Source organism: Pedobacter sp. CFBP9032, assembly GCF_034045265.1.
In the GTDB taxonomy this organism is placed as follows: Bacteria; Bacteroidota; Bacteroidia; order Sphingobacteriales; family Sphingobacteriaceae; genus Pedobacter.
In genome coordinates, this window is sequence record NZ_JAXCWE010000001.1 from 148,134 (window position 1) to 171,191 (window position 23,058).

Here is a 23,058-nt window from a genome sequence, read left to right on the forward strand (position 1 = left end):
TATCAAGCAGACTATTTAAATTCAAATAGTCTGCTATTTAAATTATTATTTATAAACGCTTGCATTGCCATGACTAGGATTATTCCTAAGCGAATTAGCAATATCATATGTTGCATGAGCGGCATATGAAATACCATATATAACATCATACATGAAGTTAGCCATTCCTCCTCCATTAATAGCCATTTGTTCTTCTTCTAATAATTCTTCTAATTTCATAATATTTAATATTTGTTATTATATGTTCCATTCCAACCATCAGATACAGCAATTTTAACAACCTGCCAATTATCCATTATTTCATATCCTATTGCACCCCATATACCGCCTTTCATCCAAGAAGGTAGCTGGCCGCCTTCAATTTCCATTAACTCAATTGTCCCAAGTTGCTGAACACCAAGGCTTCCTAACTTTAATTTTTTCATTTCGTTTAATTTAAATTTTATTCCCTACTCATTTAAGGCTTTTCAGGTTTCGCCTATGTTGGCCTAACATGATACAAGTATTGAACTTATTTATTTAAACAAAAAAAATAATACACAAAATGGCCTATTTGTAAGGACAAAGCCCTTTAAATCCTTGTATTTCAACAGGAATCACCTGTAGTATAAATTACCTATCAGAAGAATGGATAAACAACTAAAATATTTAAACGAAACACAACAGATAGTTATAAAAAATACTACTTTAGGTGTAATGTTAGCCCGAGTTAACATCATTCTTTCCCTATTATTAAATTTAAGGCAGGTAAATGTCTTGGCAATCATCCCATTAAAGAAGATGAAACATTTAATAATAAACATATGAGTACTTCAAACCAGATTTCAACAGAAATACCCGCAGCGGTAATTGAAAGTGTAGCAAAGGCATTACAAGAATGCAAGGCTGCTTTAGCGCCTTATTTGCATGCCCTTACCGACAATGAACGTAGAGCCCTATTTAAAATGGGCGATAAAACAGTAGCTACCGTGCAGAAGGTAAAATCGTATATCGAAACCAATGCTGAATTTGTACCTGCTTATATGGATAAGGTTGAGTTCTTAAAAGATGAAGCCGTTGCCGCTCAGCTTAGTCCGTTAAACAGTTTAGCAGAACAATTGGCAGCCGACCTGAATGATACCGTAATGCTTGCCGGCAGTGAAGCTTTACTATCGGCCATGCTTTACTACGGACAGGTTAAAGAAGCTTATAAGAAAGGAATCCCTACGTCAAAACCGATCTATGAAGATTTAAGCAAAAGGTTTACCAGGAAAGCTAAAGCTACAGTTTAGTAATTAAAAAAATATCCGGAGGCCAGGTCGGGGCTTCTGGATATTTACCGATTCAATCCAACCTGGTGAACATTGTCATGAACGAACTTATGATCTGCTCAATTAAAGATAACAACCTCAAAACAGCATTTATTATCCTCTGACCTGAAGACAATAACCTCAAAATAGAACTTATTATCCTCTAAACCGAAGTTAATATCCTCGAAGATTAACTTATTACCCTCCAAATTGAAGGTAATATACTCGAAACTGATCTTCCTATAATTTGAAGCGAAAAGAGCTTTAATGAATGCTTTTGATTTTGGTAGCCTTAAAAGAGACAAATAACATCTTTGTATAAAGAAAGACAGTGTTCGTCAATTAATTTCGCCAAGTAAGATAATGTTTTATACTTTAAGCCCAAAAAGCAGTAAACACGCAGACCATCCAAGTCTTAGACATTTTACACCATCTATTTAAACATGAAACATCTTTTATTCTCCCTCCTTTTATTGCTTTCACTCACTGGCATTAAAGCCCAAAACTGTAACTGTGCCGATAATTTTAAGTATTTAACCCAACGAATTTCAAAAAATTATGTGGGTTATACAGATAAGGTAACGCCATTAAACAGCAAACAATTTGCAAAATTCACTGATAGCTTACAGCAGATTGCTAATGGATCGAATGCATATCAGTGTTTGACTTTATGCAGAGCGTGGCTCGATTTCTTTAAAGATAAACACATAACCTTTGGTATGGCTTTCGATAAATTAAATCCCGATTCAGTCAGGATTTTTTTTGCAAATGAAGAAAAAACCAACTGGACAGACCGTAGTTTTAAATCTTACCTCATCAAAAATAAAGCGAAACTTGATTCTATAGAAGGCATCTGGAGTACCGGCATTTATGAAGTTGGGATTGTTAAAGACATTAAGCCAAATCAGTTTATGGCCTTTGTGCTTAAAGCAGATTCCGTGAGGTGGATGCCCCAACAAGTTAAATTTAGATTATCGAAGCAGGGTGGGCAGTATCAAACCATTTATTTTAGTGGAGGCGATCACTCCGAGCAGCATCCTACCTTAATAAAAGATGCAGACACGCTGGATTTTGGCTTTTTTAAAAAATGGGTTAAAGCGCCTAAACCTTTAAATACAACAATCAAAAATGAAAAAGAAATTGACCTTTCTCCAAAATTCCGGGTACTGGATGATGAAACAGCCTTGTTTGAAATGCCCTCTTTTGGCAAATTAGGCTATGTAGCCCCAACAACAGCCTTAATTAAAAAAAACGAAAGCATATTAAAAAACACGAAACATTTAATTATAGATTTAAGAAATAATAGTGGCGGTACTGTTTTAGTTTATGAAAAACTGATGCCATACTTATACACCAACCCTATATTAAAAGAAGGAGGTTATGTTTTGGCAACAGCAGATAACATTAGGGATGGCTATTCTAAAGAATATCCTGAAGCTTCAGATAGCATCAGGAATGTATTTAAGAAAGATCTGGAAAAATTAAAGGCCCATGAGGGAGAACTTTATAAGCTTTATCCAATTGATACCATAAAGTTTAATACGGTTTACAAAAACCCTGAACGTATTTCATTTCTGGTGAATAGAAATACGGGAAGCGCTGCCGAATTATTTTTACTGGAAGCGAAACAAAGCAAAAAGGTAAAAATTTATGGTGAAAATAGTAGCGGATCAATTGATTATGTTGAAGTTATTACCATTAAAATGCCATGTAGTTTTTATACGCTTTACTATCCGGCTTGTAAATCCTTCAGGTTACCCGATTACCCTTTAGATAACATTGGCATTAAACCAGATGTAGCAATCCCTTCAAATGTTAACGATTGGATTGATTTTGTAAAGAAGTATAAAGGTAAATAAGACTATACAGTTTACATATCTAATCCAATAATTTCGTATCTCCAAAATGCCATTTGGTGTATCTTTTTTGATCAGACTTATAATAAGCTTTATTTTGCGACCATACGTCTAAAAAACAATTAAACATATCTTATGAAAACGAAAAAATTAGAAAAAAAGACAGTTTTTATTTTCAAGAAAAATAACCTTCGGAATTTAACAGCAGAACAAATGAGAAAGATTAATGGAGGCAACGGTGAGACTGTAGGTGGTGGTTTATCTGGTGATCCAGCTTGCCCCGACAAAACAATCTTTAAAACAGTGGTGGAATAACCCACAATACTAATAGTTAATTTAGTCAAATCTTAAACACATTACCTATTTTTATTAAATGATAAAGTATACATTTTGTCTTCTATTTCTATTTTTATTAGCATTTTCGTTAAAAGCGCAAAACTGTAATTGCGGCGATAATTTTCGCTTTGTGGTTGAAAAAATAAAAAAAAATTACATAGGATACAATGATAAAGTAAGTTCTTCAAATCAGTTGCAATTTCAAAAATTCACAGATAGTTTACAAAATATAGCTACCGCATCAAGTCCTTACAAATGCACAGGACTGATTAGAGATTGGCTTAGTTTTTTTGAAGATAAACATATCGACTTTGGTATAGATTTCAGTAAGCTTTCTCCTGATTCAGTAAGATTTTTTTTTGAAAACGAAGAAAAAACAAGATGGTCGGAAAGCATATTTAAATCTTATTTGAAGAACAACGATGAAAGATTAGATAGCATAGAGGGAATTTGGAATTTTGGTATTTATGAAATCGGAATTGTAAAAGACAGCACCAAAAGAGATTTAGAATTTATTGGCTTTGTAATAAAAGCAGACAGTGCAAGATGGATGCCTCAACAAATAAAGTTTAAAATAAAAAAAACAGGCAATCAGTACGAAACTATTTATTTTAGTGGTGGTGATCATTCGATTAATTATCCTAATTTGATTGTTCAAAAAGATCTTTTAGACTTCGGTTTATTTGGTAGGTGGAAAAGAGGAGAGAAAAAAACAAAAGCAGCTTCTCCATCCAAAATAGTACCTCCAGAATTAATGGCTAGCTTTAAAGTTTTGGACGATCAGACTTCTTTACTCACACTTCCTTCATTTGACATAAAATATAAAAGTAGAATTGATAGCCTTATCGATAACAATAAAGATAATTTGAGTACTACTAAACATTTAATTATTGATGTTCGTGATAATCCTGGAGGCACAACAGGTTGTTTTGAAAAACTAATTCCATATTTATATACCAACCCTATCCACATTGATGGTGGTATCGTATTAGCAACAGAAGATAATATTCGTGATTGTTATGAAAAAGATTATTCTTATTCAAGTCTAGAAACAAGAAAAAAAATAAAGAAAAATAATGAAAAACTAAGAGCACATTTAGGAGAACTTTATCCTCTGTATAAACCTGAAACTATAAAATTATCTAAAACATTAAAAAAACCTGAACGTATTTCTATTCTAATTAATAAAAATACAGCGAGTAGTGGAGAGTATTTCATTTTAAGAGCAGAACAAAGTAAAAAAGTTACCTTATTTGGCCAAAATACTAGTGGAATGGTTGATTATGGAGAAATAGCTATTACACATCCACCTTGTGTGTTTTTTACGTTAATTTATCCAGTAGCCAAATCACTACTCTCATTAAAGCGACCATTAGATAATATAGGAATTGCTCCAAATGTTAGAATACCAGAAAGAGAAAAAGATTGGATAAATTTTGTAAGAAATTATAAAACTAATTAATAGTGAATAATAAATATAAAATAATAAGTTATCACATTGTTTTTTGGCTAGCATATATGTTGTTAGGCAGTCTTCTTGAATATGTACAAGATCCTGCAGGCTATTTTTTTAGTATTGCAGATATATTTTTCACTCAATTTCCTAATATTTGCAGTGTTTATCTATGTATTCTGGTGTGTTTTAAATATGGCAATCCGTTAAAATCCTTACAGCTAGTATTTGGTATAATTTTAGTTTTTGTTTTCTCATTTGGCAACTGGTATACTACAGCTTACCATATAAGACCGCATATAAGTGCAGTTGGACCTACCCCGCCCCCATTTAATTTTATACATTTTGGCGCTTCGGTTTTATGGGTTTTTATCAGATATTCTATTCTTGGATTTGGATATTATTTCGCTTCTGAAGGTATAAAATTTCAAAAAAAACTCCGTCTCATCGAAAAAGAAAAACACGAAGCGGAATACGCTTTCCTTCGTGCTCAAATAAACCCTCACTTTTTAAACAATACATTGAACTTCTTTTTTGCTAAATCCCTTCCCCTTTCAGAAGAATTGGCCAATGGCATCATGACCTTAAGCGAAATTATGCACTATTCGCTCGAAATAGATAAAGATGACCGCATGACTTTAATAGAGGAAGAAATTGAACACATCAAGAATGTAATTAAAATTAACCAACTTCGATTTAATCATAAATTACAAATTGATTTTCAGATTGAAGGAAATACCCACAACGTTCGGGTGATCCCCCTTATCTTAATCACAGTGGTTGAAAATATCCTTAAACATGGTAACTGCACCGATAAAGATTATCCTGTGAAAATTTTCTTAAACATCAATGAGGGGGATGGATACGTTTATTTAAATACTTATAACCAAAAGAAAAAAGGGCCCAAAGAACTCTCAAGTGGTATTGGCTTAGACAATATTAAGAAACGACTTGCGCATCATTACCATAAGAAATTTATATTAAATATTACTGAAACCGAACAAGATTATCGGCTAGATTTGAGCATTCCATTTAGTATAATTGCAGAGAGTAAACAGATGACCAGTCATATAAATTTTATAGAACAGCTACATTTGCAAGCATTGAAGCCAAAACCTTACACCTCATGATTAATTGCATTATTGTTGATGATGAAGAACATGCCATTGAAGTTATCCAACATTACCTCAAATCGATTGCCGCAATTCAGATTTTGGCTACTTTTACGAACCCGATAGACGCACTTAGTTTCTTAAATAACAATTCTGTAGACCTTATTTTTCTTGATATCCACATGCCTGAAATATCTGGCATTGAGTTTATACAAACAATGAATAATAAAGACACAAAGGTAATTCTCACTACGGCATATAAAGAATTTGCAACTTCAGGCTTCGATCTGGATGTAGTTGATTACCTGGTTAAACCCATCCCTCTCCCACGTTTTTTACAGGCAATTGGTAAAGTTCAAAAAAACATCAATTCAAAGAAGGTTATTCAGCCGATTACTCAAGACCATGAATACTTTATGGTTAAAACTGAAGCTAAGGGTAAAATGCTCAAAATTAATATCGCTGAAATTGATTTCGTGGAAGGCATGAAAAATTATGTCGCTTTTCACCACAATGGCATCAGGACATTGGCACTGTTAGCAATGAAAGATGTAGAAGAACATTTGCCTAAAAACCAGTTTATCAGGGTGCAGAAATCATTTATCATCGCACTTAACCGGATTACTTCCATTGATGGTAACCGCGTCATTCTTAAAGGTATTTCTGCAGAAATATTAATCGGCGAAACCTATAGAAAAGATTTTTTAGATAAGATGAGGGAAAAATTATTACTTTAGATTACGCACGCTATTTGGCATTTGCACGTGCTTCTTTCCTCTCCAATAAAAATATGAGCTTATATTTCCGAAAAACTCAACAATCCTATTTATTATAGCCATCATTTTAGTATATTAATCCCAGCCAAGGTTAATATACCTATTCATCTTAAATTGTTTACTCCGCCTCCAGTCCACGTTAACTCCGCCGCTAGCCGCTATCATATCCGTATCCCACCTACTGCTACTTAACTCCCATCAGGATAATGGCTGGTTCACCTTGACACATCCCCTATTCACAACCTATGCGATCAACTTAAAAATAGCAATTAACCATTGTTAATGTTAATAAATTGCAGAACTCATATTGTTAATAAATCAAATAACATAATATTAATGGTGATCTGAGCATGATAAAATAACGCCACGGGTTTTGAAAGATTTGATAAAGTCTACCAAAACCCCTTTCTATTTCTTTACAGAATAATAGAATTGCATCCCTCAAAAAGCCTTATCTTTGCGCAACTCATAAAAAATACACTATGCTTAAAGGATTTTTTAACGTACCCACACCGGTAAACGAACCTATATTAAACTATGGCCCAGGCAGTAAAGAACGCGTGCTTTTAAAAGAAGCACTTGCTGAAGCCCGCTCACATCAACAAGATATCCCGATGTACATCGGCGGAAAAGCCGTTCATACTGATAAGAAAGGGAAAGTTGTTGCACCTCATGACCATCAACATGTTTTAGCCCAATTCAGCATTGGCGATAAAACGCATATCTCACAAGCAATTGATGCCGCATTGGCAGCCAAAGAAGATTGGGAAAACCTTTCCTGGGAACACCGTGCAGCCATCTTTTTAAAAGCCGCAGATCTAATTGCAGGCAAATACCGTTATAAATTAAACGCAGCCACGATGCTTGGGCAAAGCAAAAATGCTTACCAGGCAGAAATTGATGCGGCTTGCGAGTTGATCGACTTCTTGCGTTTCAACGTTAGCTATATGGCCGACATTTATAAACAACAACCTCCGGTTTCGCCACGTGGCAGCTGGAACCGTGTAGAGCAACGCCCCTTAGAAGGCTTTGTTTTTGCACTTACCCCATTCAACTTCACCGCAATTGCAGCAAATTTACCTGCATCTGCAGCCATGATGGGAAATGTGGTGGTTTGGAAACCTGCCGATACACAAGTTTATGCGGCTAACCTCTTAATGGAAATTTTCCGCGAAGCGGGTTTACCAGATGGAGTGGTTAACCTGGTTTACGCAGACGGACCAGAAACAGGTGAAGTGATTTTTAACCACAAAGATTTTGCTGGGATTCACTTTACAGGTTCTACCAAAGTTTTTCAGGAAATCTGGAAAACCATCGGTACAAACATTCATAAATACAGATCATATCCACGCATTGTAGGCGAAACTGGTGGTAAAGATTTTATTCTTGTTCATCCGTCAGCACAAACCGATATTGCTAGTACTGCAATCGTACGTGGAGCCTTTGAATACCAGGGACAAAAATGTTCGGCTGCTTCAAGAGTTTATATTGCAGAAAGCATCTGGCCGGAGATTAAAGAATTAATGCTTCGCGATTTGGCGACATTCAAAATGGGTGGCACAGAAGATTTCACCAACTTTATCAATGCCGTAATTGATGAGCGTTCTTTCGATAAATTAGCGAAATACATCGACCAGGCAAAACAAGACGAAGGTGTGGAAATTATCGCTGGTGGAAACTATGATAAATCTAAAGGTTACTTTGTAGAGCCAACCGTACTTGTAGTTAACGACCCTAAATATACCACCATGTGCGAAGAGTTATTTGGCCCGGTATTAACCGTTTATGTTTACGCAGACCAGGATTTCGATTCAATTTTAGAAGTAATTGACACCACATCACCTTACGCTTTAACAGGTGCCTTAATTGCGCAAGACCGTTATGCTATCGATAAAGCAGCACATGCATTACGCAACTCGGCAGGTAATTTCTACATTAATGATAAATGTACAGGAGCCGTTGTAGGTCAGCAGCCGTTTGGTGGCGCCAGAGGATCTGGTACAAATGATAAAGCGGGTTCAATGATTAACTTATTACGTTGGGTTTCTCCACGTACCATCAAAGAAGTTTTTGAATCTCCTACTGATTACCGTTATCCTTTCTTAGCTGAAGATTAATCATTAGATTTAATACATATTTAAACACCAAAACCCTTGAGCAATCAGGGGTTTTGGTGTTTAAGCAGGTATTCGGCCTTCCATCTTATGAAAAAATATTTGACCATTATTCTTTGAAAGAAATAAAAAAAACCCGACTAATGCCGGGGTTTTTATGACTTTGTTAAGCCAGGAGTCCGATAAACAATATTCACTTGAATACCGTTTGAATGAATTATTCTTGTTTTAACCACCCCGCCCTTTGGGCATCCCTCCAAGGAGGAGAATGGCGATCGTAATTCCCCTCTTTCATCAGGGTAGTCGCAGACCGCGGTGTTAAAAGCGTTGAATATTAATCGAATCGCAGCTTAGATAAATACATTAAGATACATATTAACCAATCTTAAATGCAGGCGTTACATCATCCAGGCAATTACTAGTCACTTCCATGTCCTTGATAATCCCTGTTTTCAAACTATAAACCCATGCATGGACCGATAATTCCTGGCCATTTGACCAGGCAGCCTGTACAATTGAGGTATTCATAATATTTGATGCACCTTCAATGGCATTCAATTCCACTAAGCGATCAAATCTTTCTGTAGGATCTGTAATTGTAGCCATCTCACTTTCATGAGTCCGGTAAACATCACGAATATTTCTCAACCAGTTATCGATAATTCCAACCTGCTTATTACCTAAAGCCGCCTTTACACCTCCACAACCGTAATGGCCGCAAACAATAACATGTTTCACCTTTAATACGTTAACCGAGTAATCTAAAACGGAAAGCATATTCATATCCGTATGCACCACCACATTGGCAATGTTCCGGTGTACAAAAACGTCTCCAGGTTTAGTGTTTGTAATCTGGTTAGCAGGCACACGGCTATCAGAGCATCCAATCCACAATACAGGAGGACTCTGGCTTTCAGAAAGTTTATCGAAAAAGGCCGGATCTTTAGTAATCATATCCTTAACCCAATCTTTATTTCCCTGCAATAATGTTTCGTATGATATATCTTTTGTTTCAATAGTTTTTGCGCACATAATTATTTATTAATGTCTTCAACAAATTTGTTAGTTAATTTCGGCACCGAATAATGCTTCTGTACCTGCTCTAGCGTTACTATAATACCTTTAGTGTAGGCATTATGTTTGTAATTAAAAATGGTTTCCAAAACATCAGGGTCAATATACCTGGCGTTTGAACCATCAATAATTACATTCGTTTCGCGGGGAATATTCGTTAAAACCACTTGTATTGCTGCCTTATTTAAGAAAGAAACTTCTTCTGCCAGTTTAATTCTGATATTCTTTTTATCCCCATCATTACTAATTCTGTAAAAGAATGGATTCCGCATGTTGGTACGCAATAAATAAAATATCGACACCAACATCCCAACAGCTACACCTTTAAGTAAATCGGTAAAGAGAACAGCCAGAACGGTAACCACAAAGGGCACAAACTGATCCCAACCCTTGTGGTACATGTGTTTAAACAGGCCAATGCGGGTAAGTTTATAACCGGTTACCAATAAAATAGCAGCCAAACAGGAAAGTGGAATCATATTAATAACCTGCGGGATAAACAGTAGCGAAAGAAGCAGCCATAAACCGTGGAAAATGGCAGACATTTTGGTCCGGCCGCCAGCATTTACGTTAGCAGAACTCCGAACAATTACCGATGTCATGGGCAAACCGCCAACCATTCCGCTGGTAATGTTTCCAATTCCTTGTGCAATCAATTCCCGGTTGGTTGGAGATACCCTTTTAATCGGGTCTATTTTATCAACAGCTTCAATACTCAACAGCGTTTCCAAACTGGCAACCACCGCAATGGTAATGGCCACGATGTAAACGTTTTTATTAGTCAGCTGAGAAAAGTCTGGCATGGTAAACAAGCCTAATAAACCATTGAAACCACTCACAACAGGAATTTTTACCATTTGATCCGCTCGCAGAGGATAATCTGTTCCTGCGAAAACAAATGTTCCTAAAATCCCTAAAGCCACCACTAATAATGGGGCAGGAACGACCGCTAACTTTGGAAACTTAGGCCAGATAATTAAAATTGCTATCGCCAGTAAACTGATTACCACGGCTGCGAGGCTAAAATGACCTATTGCTGCAGAAATTGCAGAGAAAGTATTTTCATGATCCTGCTGAAAAAAGCCCTCATCGCCACTAAAGTCGGTATCTACACCCAATGCATGCGGCAATTGCTTCAATATTAAAATCAGACCAATGGCTGCCAGCATCCCTTCAATAACACTGGATGGAAAATAGTTTCCGATTGTTCCGGCTTTTACTAAACCCAGGATTAATTGAAAAACCCCGGCCAAAACAACAGCCAGTAAAAAGGTTTGATAATTGCCTAGGGAAGTAATTGCACCTAACACAATCACCGTTAATCCGGCTGCAGGCCCACTTACACTTAACTGCGAACCACTGCACGAAGCAACCACAATTCCACCAATAATTCCAGTAATTAAACCGGCAAACAAGGGTGCACCAGAGGCCAGGGCAATACCTAAACATAATGGCAAGGCCACTAAAAAAACTACGATACTGGATGGAAGATCTCTTTTAAGATTCTTTTTAAGAAAATACTTTCTCACGTCTGAGCCCAAGGAGGCCGTATTAGACTTTTGCATAACGATATAATTATCTGGTAAATTTTAACGAATAAATCGCGGGCATTTTCTTAAAATAGTTTTTAGCGAGTTCGACAAACCGTAGCAAAATACCACGTGTTTACAACAGCCAAAAAAAGCATCATAAAAATTTACCCCAATAAAAAAACTAGATAACGTTAGGCGGAGGTGTGGGTACTGTAGGATGATATGGATCTACATATCGTTTAAAATGCTCAATAAAACTACTCTTCAATACAATGTGACTGGAAGAGAATTCGTAAGAAAAGATAGGATGATTCAATTCCAGCAATTTGAAATCGCTAAATTTAGAAATATCTTTTGAAGTGTCTTTACCCCCATCATGCTCTAATTCAATCTGCATGATCACGGCATTCATAATGTCCTTATCAATACACTTACAAAATACAGGCGCGCCAGATATAACCATCTTCGCCATGAAGATGAACATAAACGCACACACAATAAAATATTTGTATTTTCTAAAAAACATTTGATTTTCTAATCCTGTTCTAATGCAAAAATAGACGGATAATTGACTTTTCAAAACTTTATGTTGTAAAACAAATGTAATTTAAAGAAATTAACCTACTATCCTAGCATAATTTACAGGCATTTCATTTTTTATATCTAAGTCTATGATCAGTTTAAAGACTTGTTATCCTGATTAATAAAGTCTTTTTTTGAGCTCCTGCCGGATATTTGAGTTTATTTTCCTTTCTTCAAATTGAATGTTCACTATCGATACCCATTCTATTGTAAGCAATCACTAAATTATGCGTCCCCTAAACCTTGCAAAACCAATGGTAATTTCTAAATTTAAAATCTCATTAATCAGCAATGGATAAAAAAATAGCATTACTTCAGGATAAAATAAAACAGGCCAATCTGGGTGGCGGTCAGGCGCGTATAGATAGTCAGCATAAAAAAGGTAAGCTAACTGCACGCGAGCGCATTCATTTCTTGATGGATGAAGGAAGTTTTGAAGAAATAGGAATGATGGTTACCCACCGGAGTACCGATTTCGGAATGGAACATGAGCAATATTTAGGCGATGGTGTGGTAACGGGCTATGGAACTATTAATGGTCGTCTAACTTATGTTTTTTCTCAGGATTTTACCGTTTTCGGCGGATCACTATCTGAAACTCATGCCGAGAAAATCTGCAAATTGATGGATATGGCAATGAAAAATGGAGCCCCATTAATCGGACTTAACGACAGTGGCGGCGCCCGCATTCAGGAAGGAGTAGTTTCTCTCGGAGGCTATGCCGATATTTTTTATAAAAACGTTCAGGCATCTGGCGTTATACCTCAATTATCTGCCATAATGGGCCCATGTGCAGGCGGTGCCGTCTATTCCCCTGCCATTACAGATTTTGTTTTAATGGTAGAAAATACTTCATACATGTTCGTAACAGGCCCTAATGTAGTAAAAACAGTTACCCACGAAGAAGTAACCTCAGAAGAATTAGGAGGCGCAGCCACACATGCTACAAAATCTGGTGTAACCCACTTTGCTTGTGCCAATGAAATAGAGGCCATAACCCACGTAAAAAAGCTGTTGAGCTATATGCCGCAAAATTGTGAGGAAATGCCGGAATCTACTCCTTACGAAACGAGTGATGAAAGCAGGGATACATTAAATACTTTTTTGCCACAAAATGCATCCCAGCCTTATGATATTCGCGAAATCATTACTACCGCAGCAGATGAGAATAGTTTCCTGGAGATCCATAAAGATTTTGCTGAAAATATTGTGGTTGGCTTTGCCCGCTTGGCTGGCCGGAGTATCGGCATTGTGGCGAATCAGCCCGCCTATTTAGCTGGTGTATTAGATAGCAATTCTTCCACGAAAGCCGCAAGGTTTGTTCGCTTTTGCGATTGTTTTAATATCCCCTTACTTGTTTTCGAAGATGTTCCGGGTTTCCTGCCTGGAACAGATCAGGAATGGAACGGCATCATCACCAATGGTGCAAAATTACTTTATGCGTTTAGCGAAGCTACCGTTCCCCGCATTACGGTAATTACCAGAAAAGCCTATGGAGGTGCTTATGATGTAATGAATAGCAAACACATTGGTGCCGATATGAATTATGCCTGGCCAAGTGCAGAAATTGCCGTAATGGGTGCAAAGGGGGCAGCAGAAATTATATTTAAAAGAGAGATTACCGCAGCCGAAAATCCGGAAGAAAAATGGCTGGAGAAAGAAAAATTATATTCCGATATTTTTGCCAACCCTTATCGCGCAGCAGAAAGAGGCTTTGTAGATGAAGTAATTGAACCTTCACAAACCCGGATCAAGTTGATAAAAGCATTTAAGATGTTAGAAAATAAGGTGGTCAATCATCCAAGAAAAAAACACGGTAACATACCTTTGTAGAAAATAGTCCATAGTCTTAGGTCTACAGTCAGCGAGTCTATCAATCTCAGCCTCCAGGACTCACGACTTTAGACTTTAGACTCCTGACTTTAGAATTTATTATGCAGACTCCCTCATCATTATCCCGTATCGATATCTTGCTCATGGCATTCTGTACCGGATTAATAGTAGCAAATATTTATTATTGCCAGCCGCTGGTCATCCTGATTGCCAAAGATTTCAAAATTAACGAAACGGATGCCGGGCGAATAACTTATATCACGCAGATTGGTTACGCCCTAGGCTTATTCCTTTTAGTTCCACTTGGCGATATGTTTGAGCGGAAAAAACAGATTTTAAGCATTACTGGCTTAGCCATAGTGGCATTGCTGGTGGCTGCAATTTCGCCAACTTTTTTCCTGCTGGAAATTGCCTCTTTATTAATTGGAATTTGCTCTATTGTTCCACAATTGATTCTACCACTTGCGGCCAACTTAAGTACCGATCAAGACCGTGGCGCCAATATTGGCATGATCATGAGCGGTTTATTGGTTGGGATTCTCGCCTCAAGAGCCGTGAGTGGCAGTATCGGCTTTTGGTTAGGCTGGCGGGCGGTGTACTATATGGCCGCAGCCATTTGCTTATTGCTAATTGCATTAATGGCGAAACGTTTTCCGCAAAGCTTTCCTGCATTTAAAGGCAGTTATAAACAGTTAATGAGTTCGATGTTTAGCTATATTAAAACACAACCAGTTCTTCGTGAAACATCCATTATTAACTTTCTGGCTTTTGCCATTATCAGTGCATTTTGGACAACCATGGTTTTATTCCTGGCCAATCCTCCCTTCAATTTTCAAACCTTGCAGATTGGTTTATTCGGCATTGCCGGAGCAGCTGGCGCATTGGCCGCCCCACTTGTTGGCAAATTGAGCGACGGAAATAATCCTCGAAAAAATCTAATGATTGGCTTCATCCTACAGTTAATCAGCATTGCTCTGTTCTACTTTACAGGCAGCCATTTATACCTTTTTGTTGTCGGCATTGTGTTAATTGATATCGGCCAGCAAGCCATTCATGTTACCAATCAAACCCGGATATACACCCTCATTCCAGAGGCCAGAAACCGACTAAACACTATTTTTATGTCAGTTAGTTTTATCGGTGCCAGTTGTGGCTCAGCCTTGGGCTTATGGCTTTGGGGCCATGGCGGCTGGGCATTGTTTTGTTATGGAATAGCTGCAATTACCTTCCTTAACATCTTAATTTATCAGTTTTACGGCCGAAAAAACAAGACATTATAATCACCATGCTTATTCAAATCGAACAAATCTTCCCATCGTTAACCTGGAAAATCAGGCATGAAGTGATGTATCCGGAGTTACCTTTCGATAGTGTGAAACTCGCAGATGACTTTGAAGGCATCCATTTTGGATTATACTTAGATCATAAACTTACTGGCGTGGTTTCGCTGTTTCATGATGGAGATGTTTACCAGTTCAGAAAATTAGCTATTCAATCGAATCAACAAAAATCAGGCTTAGGCACGCAGCTGATGCAATATATCTTAGATTTTTGTAAAATTCAAAAAGCATCAAAGCTTTGGTGTAATGCCAGAGTAAATGCTAAAGAATTTTATTATAAATTTGGCTTCCACGAAACCGAAAAAACCTTTTTTAAGGATGGGTACGATTTTGTGGTAATGGAAAAGGAATTTAAATATAAAAATCGTCATCCTGATCTGATAACTATCGGATGAGGATGACGAGCAGATAAAATAAATATGGCTAAGAAAAAAGAAGATACCAACCTGCCTGAAGCGCAGGATAAAAAAAATCACGTTCAGGTAGTGACCGAAAAATCATTGCAATTTTTAGAACAATACATTAACAACCCCGCTCCTACTGGTTACGAATGGGAGGGACAAAAACTTTGGTTAAACTATTTGAAGCCATATATCGACGAGCATTTTGTAGATAATTATGGAACTGCAGTAGGCGTTATTAACCCGGAAGCACCTTTTAAGGTTGTGATCGAGGCACATGCCGATGAAATTTCATGGTATGTAAATTACATTACCAGCGAAGGTTTAATTTATGTGATCCGTAATGGTGGATCAGATCATCAGATTGCACCATCAAAAAGAGTAAATATCCATACCGAAAAAGGTTTGGTTAAAGCTGTTTTCGGCTGGCCGGCTATCCACACCCGTCACGGTGAAAAAGAACAGGCACCAGAATTGAAAAATATCTTCTTAGATTGTGGCTGTACCAGCAAAGAAGAAGTAGAAAAATTGGGCATTCATGTAGGTTGCGTAATTACCTACGAAGATGAATTTATGATTCTAAACGATCGTTATTATGTTGGCAGAGCATTGGATAATCGTGTAGGTGGTTTCATGATTGCAGAAGTAGCTCGTTTACTCAAAGAAAATAAGAAAACTTTACCATTTGGGTTATACATTGTTAACTCCGTTCAGGAAGAAATTGGTTTACGGGGTGCTGAAATGATTGCGCAACGCATCAAACCAAATGTGGCCATCATCACAGATGTTACGCACGATACCACTACGCCGATGATTAATAAAAATGTTCAAGGTGATTTATCTGCAGGTAAAGGTCCGGTAGTTTCTTACGCTCCGGCAGTACAAACCAATTTAAATAAATTATTGATCAGAACAGCCCAGGAGAATGAAATTCCTTTCCAACGCCAGGCTTCTTCCCGTTCTACCGGAACGGATACCGATGCCTTTGCCTATTCAAACGGAGGTGTACCATCGGCATTAATTTCTTTACCATTACGCTACATGCACACCACCGTAGAAATGGTGCACAAAGAAGATGTTGATAATGTAATCAGCTTAATATATCAAAGTTTGTTGAACATTGAAGACGGACAGGATTTTAGAGAATTTAAATAATGGATTTTAAAATTTCGCACCAGAAAACAGCCATTAGAACCTTGTTAAAGGTTTTGTTAATGATCGTGGTTATTTTTACCATTAATTCCTGGCCAAGCATAAAACAAAGCCTGGAAGGGAAAACGCCACCGCTTGAATATTGGCTCGACCACAGCTTTAAGTTGAGTAATATCCTGCTGATTGCTGGCTTTGGTGCTTACTTCTACTATAAAGATTTAACTGATCAAAAAGCGCTCATTCAACAGCAAAAAGAGATCGAACAATGATAATTACAGGCTTGAAGTTAACCGCTTCAAGCCTTGTTCTTTTGATGAGATGTTGAATGGTATTTAATTTGACAATCCGCCTACAACGATTAAAATCAAATAGCACTATTAACTGTTATCAAAAGCAAATGAAAAAACTCGTATTAATTCGCCATGGTCAAAGCATTTATAATCTGGAAAACCGTTTCACAGGCTGGACAGACGTAGACCTTTCTGAAAATGGATACCTGGAAGCTAAAAAGGCCGCAGCTATATTAAAGAAACACCATTATAATTTCGATATCGCTTTTACATCGGTATTAAAACGGGCGATTAAAACCCTGCACATCATTTTAGAAGACCTCGATCACCTCTGGATTCCTGAACATAAAACCTGGCATTTAAACGAACGTTTCTATGGCGCGCTACAAGGATTAAACAAAGATGAAACCGCTAAAAAATATGGGGAGGAACAGGTACATAAATGGAGACGAGATCCTGATGAAGAACCACCTCAATTAACAAAAGAGGATGAACGCTACCCTGGAAACGATTTACGTTATCAGCATTTAACGCCAAAACAATTACCATTAAGCGAGAATTTAGCTGATACCATTGCAAGAGTTTTGCCTTTCTGGAATGAATCAGTTGTTCCGGCCATCAGTAAAAATGAAAAAGTAATTATTTCAGCACATGGAAATAGCTTAAGAGCTTTGATCAAATATCTTGATCATTTATCAAATGAAGAAGTTACCGCACTGGAAATTCCGACAGGAGTTCCCTTAGTTTATGAATTAGATGATGATTTAAAAAAGATCAGGCACTATTACCTGGAATAAATATTTTAAATTGGCCTAAACAGCTACAGCCTGTTTATAATAATTTTGGGCAGAAACAATTTCCCTCGCCCTAACTACATCTCCAATTACAATAATTGCCGGGTGCGCCAGGCCTTCCCTTATCGCTGTTTCCTGAAGATCCTTAACCTTACACGTAACTTGTTTCTGCTTTGGTAAGCTGGCATGTTGTATAATGGCTACGGGCGTAGAGCCTAAACCAGCTTGTTTATATGTTGCAGAAATTTCGGCCAATTTCTTCATGCCCATATAAATAACAACGGTAGCAGAACTATTCATTGCACATTTCAAATCTCTGGATAAACTCCCATCTTTTTTGGTTCCGGTTATTGCCCACACACTTTCGCTAATACCACGGTGTGTTAAAGGAACATCTACGAAACCTGCACCTTGCATGCTGCTTATTCCGGGAATGTAATGCGACTTAATTCCATACTTCTCGGCATAAAGCAATTCTTCAAAACCCCTCCCGAATATAAAGGGATCGCCGCCCTTTAATCTTACTACCACATGATAAGCTAAAGCATATTTTACAATCAACTCATTTATTTCATCCTGAGGCGTACACTTAGCATATGGTTTTTTACCTACATATACCATTACACAGTTTTTTGGAGCAATTTCTAATAAATTTTCATTGCTTAAGTTATCGTAAAGGATCACTTCCGCCCTTTTCAGCACATTAAATGCCTTCATTGTGATCAATTCGGGATCGCCAGGCCCCGCACCCATTATAAAAAGTCCAAAATCTTCCATTTTTCCAGTATAATTTTAATGATTTGATTAATTAATTGTAAATATGATTAAATAATATTAAAAATATAAATAAAATATGATAATAATCATGTTTTAACGAAAATATAAACCAATAAATCTATATTTGAATATCTTAAATCATATAAATTTAAGTTAAGACACATAAATTTTGCATACAACATCAATTTTTAATACAAAAAACTTGATGACTGTAAAAAATAGACAAACAAACGGTTAATATTCATTAAAAACAGAAGATTATGAACAAACTAAAGATAATTGTAATTGGAAATGGGATGGTTGGATATAAATTTTGCGAAAAATTAACTTCCAAATCTGATTCCTTTAAATTAATTGTTTTTGGTGAAGAGCCGAGAAGAGCATACGATCGTGTTCACCTCAGTGAATACTTTAATGGTAAAACGGCCGATGACCTTTCTATGTCTACCGAAAGTTGGTATCGCGAACACGATATTGATCTCTATTTAAATAATCCGATAGTTGGTGTAGATCGCAATCTAAAGACAGTCAGAACATCCAACGGTGACATCTACGGCTACGACTTTTTAGTTTTCGCAACAGGCTCTGCTGCATTTGTACCTAATATAGAAGGCATAGAAAAGGAAGGTGTTTTTGTTTACCGGACTATCGAAGATCTTGATCTCATTTCAGATTACGCCAAAAAAGCAAAAACGGCCACAGTAATCGGCGGTGGTTTATTAGGCCTGGAGGCGGCTAAAGCCTTAATAGATTTAGGTATAGCTGAAACCAGCATTGTAGAATTTGCACCTAGACTAATGCCAAGACAAATTGATCTGGCAGGAAGTGAGATGCTGAAATCTATGCTTACCGAACTCGGCCTGCAAATACACCTGAATAAAAACACCAGCCGCATTGAAGGCGAAAAAAGCATTACAGGCTTAAAATTTACTGATGATTCAGAACTGGCGGCAGATATGCTGGTCATCTCAGCTGGTATAAAACCAAGAGATGAACTGGCGAGATTTTGTGGAATTGAAGTGGGCACCAGAGGCGGAATTCTGGTTGATGATAGAATGCAGACTAATGACCCTTGTATTTTCGCTATAGGTGAATGTGCCTTGCATGCTGAGATGATTTATGGCCTTATTGCACCCGGTTATGAAATGGCAGAGGTTTTAGCTACCAATCTATGCGCCGAAGATAAATCTTTTAAAGGCTTTGACATGAGCACTAAACTCAAGCTCATTGGTATTGATGTGGCTAGCTTTGGAGATCCATTTATCAACGAGCCAGATTGCCGCACCATCGTTTTTGAAAATAAACATAAAGGCATTTATAAAAGAATTAACATTAGTAATGACGGGCAGTACCTTTTAGGAGGTATTTTAATTGGCGATGCAGCAGCGTATAATATGCTGCTGCAAACCAGTGTAAACAAAATAGCCTTACCAGAAAATCCCGAAGAGCTGATTATCGGAAGCAGAGGCGGTGAAACATCATCAGGAATCACTTCTCTACCAAATGAAGCATTAATTTGTAGTTGCGAAGGCGTAACCAAAGGAGACATCTGCCATGCTGTAGCTGAACAGGGCTGCGAAACAATAGATAGCATAAAAAAATGTACAAAAGCCGGAACAGGGTGCGGTGGCTGTATGCCGATGGTAAAAGATTTAATGCTTCATACCCTAAAATCGCAAGGCAAATATGTTAGAAATGTTATCTGTGAGCATTTTAGTTACAGCAGACAAGAACTTTACGATTTGATTCATATCCATGAATTAAAATCTTATGATGAAGTGCTGAATAAACTGGGTCAGTCTGATGGTTGCGAAGTTTGCAAACCGTTGGTTTCTTCGCTGCTGGCTAGCCTTTGGAACGAAATGATCCTTAAAAAAGGAAATGATACCGCTCAAGATAGTAACGATCGTTTCCTGGCTAATATTCAAAAAGGAGGCTCCTATTCCGTAGTTCCACGCATCCCCGGCGGAGAAATTACACCTGATAAACTGATTGTAATTGGAGAAGTAGCCAAGAAATATAATTTATATACTAAAATAACCGGCGGACAACGAATCGATTTGTTCGGCGCTCATTTAAATGATCTACCCATTATCTGGGAAGAATTAATCGCCGCTGGGTTTGAAAGCGGTCATGCTTATGGAAAAGGGCTAAGAACAGTAAAAAGTTGTGTAGGAAGTACGTGGTGCCGTTTCGGCTTGCACGACAGCGTAAGCTTCGCCATTAGAATTGAGGAACGATATAGAGGAATCAGGGCACCTCATAAATTTAAATCGGCAGTGAGTGGCTGCATTAGGGAGTGCGCAGAGGCGCAAAGTAAAGATTTTGGCATCATTGCTACAGAAAAAGGCTGGAACCTTTATGTATGTGGCAACGGAGGCAGCAAACCGCAACATGCACAACTCTTAGTCGCAGACGTAGATAGCGATACCTGTATTAAATACATCGATCGTTTCTTAATGTTCTATATCCGTACCGGCGATCCACTTACCAGAACCGCAACATGGCTTAACAAAATGGATGGAGGCATGGAATACCTAAGAAATGTAGTCATCAACGATAGCCTTGGAATGGCAGAAAAATGGGAGAATGAAATCGAAAGCCTGATTGCCAGTTATAAATGTGAGTGGAAAGAAGCCGTGGAGAACCCTGGAATTAGAAAAAGATTTTCACACTTCGTAAATGCACCCGAAGAAAAAGATCCAACAATTGAATTTGTAGATATGAGAGGGCAAAAAAAGACTCCGGAATGGAAAACGGTCTAACTAAAAATAGTTGCAAGATAAAGTATTAATAAATTATAGGGAAGAACAGTAAAGACGTCAGTTTTCGGTTGGTGAGAGACCAACCGATAGAAAAAAAATATTCTCACTAAGACGTTCAAAGAGCAGAATTAATAGCACGCCCTACTAATACGGTCGTTAAGAGAAACGGTTTTTCTCCGTTTCATGGCAACCTCATTGCGGTTTAACTGATTGAAAAAACAAAGAGAAAATTGCTACGAAACATTGGATAGATAAATAAAATCAAACCCTCATACAAAAAACCAACCTAAATTATGAAAAGAAGAAGTATCAGACTATTAGCTAGCCTCGCACTGGCTTTATTTTGTTTTGAAACAAAGGCACAAACTAAAGTAGCATTGTTTGATGGAACAATTGTTGGCGGCTATGTTGATCATGGAGGGTACATTAACTGTATCGGCCCATCAATAAAATACTTAAAGAAACCGTTCTCCATCAGCGCTGGCTTACTGCCTTCATTAAGAATTAAAGAAGATAAAGTGGCAACCGGAGCCACAAAAAACAGCTTAATAACCCCTTCGTTAGGTTTAGGCTTAACAGCGGTATTTAATCACATCGCGCTTCAGCTTCCCTTGTATTATAACGCAAAAACCAGCGCAAAAAATGGCGAATGGAATGTTGGTGTAGGCTTAGGTTATAAATTATAAAATTCCAGACGTGTATAAGCAACACGTCTGGAATTTATTTTCTTTATTTTGCCTGATCAGCAATTTCTATCCACACCGGACAATGATCACTGGTTTTTTCCCAGCCCCGCACATGCTTATCCACTCCACCTTTTAGCAACCTAAGATCTAGTTCCGGGCTTAATAAAAAATGATCAATCCTTAAACCGGCATCACGGCCGTAAGCATTTCTAAAATAATCATAAAAGGTATAAACAGTTTCTGTGGGATAAAGCTTTCTAATGGCATCTGTCCAGCCCTGATCTACCAGGTTTTTAAAGGCTTTCCTAACTTCTGGCTTAAACAAAGCATCGTTTACCCAACGTTCGGGCTTATAAACATCTTTCTCAGTGGGCATTACATTGTAATCACCCGCCAAAACAACTGGCAAATTGTATTCTAAAAGCTTTGCCGCATGAGTGGCTAATCTTTCGAACCAGGCCATCTTATAATCAAACTTTGGTCCGGGCGTGGGGTTACCATTTGGAAGATACAGACAACCAATCACTACATTGTTAATTAATGCCTCTATATAACGGCTATGCAAATCTTCCGGATCTCCAGGTAAATCTCGTTTAAGCTCCTTAATTTCATAACCCCGGGATAGAATAGCTACGCCGTTCCAGCTTTTTTGCCCGTGCCAGATGGCATGATAACCAGCATCTAAAATGGCTTGTTCCGGAAATTTTTCTTGTGGGGCTTTTAACTCCTGAAGACAAACCACATCGGGTTTGGTTTCCTCAAGCCATTGTAACAGAACAGGTAAACGGCCGTTAACACCGTTTACATTATAGGTTGCAATTCTCATGATAAATTAAATTGACTGTATCAATTGATAATAAAATTTTCTTTTTGTAAATGTAAATCAAAATTTGGCC

General features: G+C 37.5%; 22 protein-coding genes. 15 read left to right on the forward strand and 7 right to left on the reverse strand.

The annotated features are described in order from the left end of the window. Positions 1 to 45 precede the first annotated feature (45 nt). A complete protein-coding gene (locus tag SOM16_RS00625; RefSeq protein WP_320462072.1) occupies positions 46 to 219 on the reverse strand; it encodes a hypothetical protein in 174 nt (57 codons plus the stop codon). Between the two features lie 5 nt (positions 220 to 224). Then, positions 225 to 425 carry a hypothetical protein gene (locus tag SOM16_RS00630; RefSeq protein WP_320462073.1) on the reverse strand — a complete coding sequence of 67 codons (201 nt, stop codon included), beginning with the start codon at positions 423 to 425 and terminating at the stop codon, positions 225 to 227. Between the two features lie 378 nt (positions 426 to 803). Here SOM16_RS00630 and SOM16_RS00635 point away from each other — a divergent pair, with 378 nt between their 5' ends. The 7 genes from SOM16_RS00635 (at position 804) to pruA (ending at position 8,939) form a co-directional block, all read left to right on the forward strand. Further along, positions 804 to 1,271 carry a hypothetical protein gene (locus tag SOM16_RS00635; protein ID WP_320462074.1) on the forward strand — a complete coding sequence of 156 codons (468 nt, stop codon included), beginning with the start codon at positions 804 to 806 and terminating at the stop codon, positions 1,269 to 1,271. Between the two features lie 461 nt (positions 1,272 to 1,732). After that, positions 1,733 to 3,148: a S41 family peptidase gene (locus SOM16_RS00640; RefSeq protein WP_320462075.1), complete on the forward strand. Its 1,416-nt coding sequence runs from the start codon at positions 1,733 to 1,735 to the stop codon at positions 3,146 to 3,148. A 132-nt stretch (positions 3,149 to 3,280) separates the two neighbouring features. Beyond that, the gene (locus tag SOM16_RS00645; RefSeq protein WP_320462076.1) at positions 3,281 to 3,460 is read left to right on the forward strand and encodes a hypothetical protein; all 180 of its coding nucleotides are present in this window, start codon (positions 3,281 to 3,283) and stop codon (positions 3,458 to 3,460) included. Positions 3,461 to 3,518: 58 nt separating this feature from the next. After that, a complete protein-coding gene (locus tag SOM16_RS00650; protein ID WP_320462077.1) occupies positions 3,519 to 4,943 on the forward strand; it encodes a S41 family peptidase in 1,425 nt (474 codons plus the stop codon). A gap of 2 nt (positions 4,944 to 4,945) precedes the next feature. Continuing rightward, positions 4,946 to 6,064 (forward strand): sensor histidine kinase, encoded by a 1,119-nt coding sequence (locus SOM16_RS00655; RefSeq protein ID WP_320462078.1) that lies wholly within the window; start codon positions 4,946 to 4,948, stop codon positions 6,062 to 6,064. Further along, positions 6,061 to 6,783 (forward strand): LytTR family DNA-binding domain-containing protein, encoded by a 723-nt coding sequence (locus SOM16_RS00660; protein ID WP_320462079.1) that lies wholly within the window; start codon positions 6,061 to 6,063, stop codon positions 6,781 to 6,783. The genes SOM16_RS00655 and SOM16_RS00660 overlap by 4 nt, the downstream gene beginning before the upstream one ends. Before the next feature lie 521 nt (positions 6,784 to 7,304). After that, a complete protein-coding gene (gene pruA, locus SOM16_RS00665) occupies positions 7,305 to 8,939 on the forward strand; it encodes an L-glutamate gamma-semialdehyde dehydrogenase (RefSeq protein ID WP_320462080.1) in 1,635 nt (544 codons plus the stop codon). A gap of 372 nt (positions 8,940 to 9,311) precedes the next feature. On the opposite strand, the gene can is transcribed toward pruA, so the two are convergent. From can to SOM16_RS00680, 3 genes are all read right to left on the reverse strand, one after another. Beyond that, the gene (can, locus tag SOM16_RS00670) at positions 9,312 to 9,968 is read right to left on the reverse strand and encodes a carbonate dehydratase (RefSeq protein ID WP_320462081.1); all 657 of its coding nucleotides are present in this window, start codon (positions 9,966 to 9,968) and stop codon (positions 9,312 to 9,314) included. Between the two features lie 2 nt (positions 9,969 to 9,970). After that, positions 9,971 to 11,575, reverse strand: a complete 1,605-nt coding sequence (locus SOM16_RS00675; protein WP_320462082.1) for a SulP family inorganic anion transporter — start codon at positions 11,573 to 11,575, stop codon at positions 9,971 to 9,973. 148 nt (positions 11,576 to 11,723) lie between these two features. Continuing rightward, entirely contained in the window at positions 11,724 to 12,014 is a 291-nt protein-coding gene (locus tag SOM16_RS00680) for a hypothetical protein (protein WP_320462083.1), read from the reverse strand. 401 nt (positions 12,015 to 12,415) lie between these two features. Here SOM16_RS00680 and SOM16_RS00685 point away from each other — a divergent pair, with 401 nt between their 5' ends. The 6 genes from SOM16_RS00685 (at position 12,416) to gpmA (ending at position 17,937) form a co-directional block, all read left to right on the forward strand. Beyond that, the gene (locus tag SOM16_RS00685) at positions 12,416 to 13,957 is read left to right on the forward strand and encodes an acyl-CoA carboxylase subunit beta (RefSeq protein WP_320462084.1); all 1,542 of its coding nucleotides are present in this window, start codon (positions 12,416 to 12,418) and stop codon (positions 13,955 to 13,957) included. 101 nt (positions 13,958 to 14,058) lie between these two features. Then, on the forward strand, positions 14,059 to 15,237 hold the full coding sequence (locus tag SOM16_RS00690; protein WP_320462085.1) for an MFS transporter: 1,179 nt from the start codon (positions 14,059 to 14,061) through the stop codon (positions 15,235 to 15,237). Between the two features lie 5 nt (positions 15,238 to 15,242). After that, positions 15,243 to 15,692, forward strand: coding sequence for a GNAT family N-acetyltransferase (locus SOM16_RS00695; protein WP_320462086.1), 450 nt, complete (start codon positions 15,243 to 15,245; stop codon positions 15,690 to 15,692). A 24-nt stretch (positions 15,693 to 15,716) separates the two neighbouring features. Beyond that, positions 15,717 to 16,853 (forward strand): M42 family metallopeptidase, encoded by a 1,137-nt coding sequence (locus SOM16_RS00700; RefSeq protein WP_320462087.1) that lies wholly within the window; start codon positions 15,717 to 15,719, stop codon positions 16,851 to 16,853. Then, on the forward strand, positions 16,853 to 17,119 hold the full coding sequence (locus SOM16_RS00705; RefSeq protein WP_320462088.1) for a hypothetical protein: 267 nt from the start codon (positions 16,853 to 16,855) through the stop codon (positions 17,117 to 17,119). Before SOM16_RS00700 ends, SOM16_RS00705 begins: the two co-directional genes overlap by 1 nt. Positions 17,120 to 17,247: 128 nt before the next feature. Beyond that, positions 17,248 to 17,937 (forward strand): 2,3-diphosphoglycerate-dependent phosphoglycerate mutase, encoded by a 690-nt coding sequence (gpmA, locus tag SOM16_RS00710; RefSeq protein WP_320462089.1) that lies wholly within the window; start codon positions 17,248 to 17,250, stop codon positions 17,935 to 17,937. A gap of 15 nt (positions 17,938 to 17,952) precedes the next feature. Here gpmA and cobA read toward each other — a convergent pair whose 3' ends face one another. After that, a complete protein-coding gene (gene cobA, locus SOM16_RS00715) occupies positions 17,953 to 18,711 on the reverse strand; it encodes a uroporphyrinogen-III C-methyltransferase (protein ID WP_320462090.1) in 759 nt (252 codons plus the stop codon). Positions 18,712 to 18,971: 260 nt separating this feature from the next. On the opposite strand from cobA, the gene nirB reads away from it, so the two are divergent. After that, the gene (gene nirB / locus SOM16_RS00720; RefSeq protein ID WP_320462091.1) at positions 18,972 to 21,476 is read left to right on the forward strand and encodes a nitrite reductase large subunit NirB; all 2,505 of its coding nucleotides are present in this window, start codon (positions 18,972 to 18,974) and stop codon (positions 21,474 to 21,476) included. Positions 21,477 to 21,769: 293 nt separating this feature from the next. Continuing rightward, on the forward strand, positions 21,770 to 22,162 hold the full coding sequence (locus tag SOM16_RS00725) for a hypothetical protein (RefSeq protein WP_320462092.1): 393 nt from the start codon (positions 21,770 to 21,772) through the stop codon (positions 22,160 to 22,162). Between the two features lie 43 nt (positions 22,163 to 22,205). On the opposite strand, the gene xth is transcribed toward SOM16_RS00725, so the two are convergent. Beyond that, a complete protein-coding gene (gene xth, locus SOM16_RS00730; RefSeq protein ID WP_320462093.1) occupies positions 22,206 to 22,988 on the reverse strand; it encodes an exodeoxyribonuclease III in 783 nt (260 codons plus the stop codon). Between the last annotated feature and the right edge of the window lie 70 nt (positions 22,989 to 23,058).